Genomic DNA, 1,350 nt, shown 5'->3' on the forward strand with positions numbered 1-1,350 from the left:
GTGGCCGGGGACGAGCTCCCGCCCGGCCCGTGCGAAGGGATGGGTCACGCCGATGACCATACGCCCCGCGGTTCGGGGCGTGGGGCCCGCTTCGCCAGAATTGTGACCTGACAACGAGTCTGGTGCCGCCCGACCGGTTGCGCGGTAGCGTCGGCCCCATGACGGATCCGCCGCCGCCCACTGCGTCCCGCACATCGGCCACCCGCAAGGTCCGGGACCTCACCGGACCCGGGATCACCACGGCCTTCGGGATGGAGGGGACGGATCTGGGAATCCTGACCCGAACCCCGTCCGGGCGCCTGCTCGCGGTGTTCGGCGACACCTTCGCCGGCGCCGGGATGGGTGCCCCCCATGTGGGGCGTCCGCACCCGGGCATCGAGCAGTGTGCCCCCACCACGGACGAGCGCCCCGGTCCCGGAAATCCGGATTGGCGCTCCCCGGTCGGGTTGTTCTCCGACACCGCCGACCCGTCCCGGGGTCTCGAGTGGGCGGACGCCGCCGGCCCGGGCCCGCGGGACTACGCCGCCCAACTGATCGACTATGTGCACGGCCGCGGCTGCTCGACCGTCCTCCCGAGCGACGTGCTCACCATCGGCGACACCATGTACCTGCACGTCATGGTCAACCACGGCCTGGGCACGGTCACCCGCACCCGGATCCACCGGTCGACCGACGACGGCCGGACCTGGGAGCCCACCGGGGCCGAGTTCTCGCCTCTCCTGGAGGGCGGCCATCGCCAATTGTGGACGTGGGAGCTCGGCGGGGACGGGTTCGTCTACGTCCTGTCCACCGGGTTCCAACGTGACAAGGGCGTCATCCTCATGCGGGTGCGTGAGGAGCACCTCGCGGATCCCGACCTCCGCAGGTGGCAGACCTGGGGCTTCCGGAAGGGCGCCTGGAACTGGGGCAATCCCACGACCATCGTGCTGCCCGGCCGGATCGGCGAGATGTACCTGCGTCGGTGCGAGGACTTCTGGACCCTGACCTACTTCGATGCCGGGCACTACCGCATCGACTGTCTGACGTTCCCGCACATCGGGGCCGACCTGCTCGACCGCTCGATCACCACGCACACCACGCTCCTGCGCGGCAGTGCGTGGGGCGACGAGTCGGACGGCTCCGACCCCGGGTCCGGGCCCGCGCGGGTCGCCCAGCTCTACTGCGGCTGCCCGGTGCCGGGATCCACGCCGGAGGAGTGGCACTTCGTGGTGAGCCAGTGGAACACCCACGACTCGGCCGCCGGGCCCGCCGGGTGGCCGTACCGGTCCATGCAGTTCGTCGGCTCGATCCCGCGCCCGCCGCGCGGCTGAGCCAGGATCGCGGCTCAACCAGGGGCCCGGCGGACCAGGG

1 protein-coding gene is annotated in these 1,350 nt (G+C 71.8%); it reads left to right on the plus strand.

Annotation, left to right across the window (positions count from 1 at the left end; translation table 11 throughout):
- The first annotated feature begins 158 nt into the window (after nucleotides 1-158).
- Entirely contained in the window at nucleotides 159-1,310 is a 1,152-nt protein-coding gene (locus tag G6023_RS15475) for a glycoside hydrolase family 183 protein (protein ID WP_067715122.1), read from the plus strand.
- Nucleotides 1,311-1,350 lie beyond the last annotated feature (40 nt).

This window comes from Dietzia sp. DQ11-71 (assembly GCF_014144995.1).
In the GTDB taxonomy this organism is placed as follows: domain Bacteria; phylum Actinomycetota; class Actinomycetes; order Mycobacteriales; family Mycobacteriaceae; genus Dietzia; species Dietzia kunjamensis.

What these genes read in the sequence shown, in the direction of transcription:
- G6023_RS15475 (WP_067715122.1), top strand. Translation starts at nt 159, where the DNA reads ATGACGGATCCGCCGCCGCCCACTGCGTCCCGCACATCGGCCACCCGC.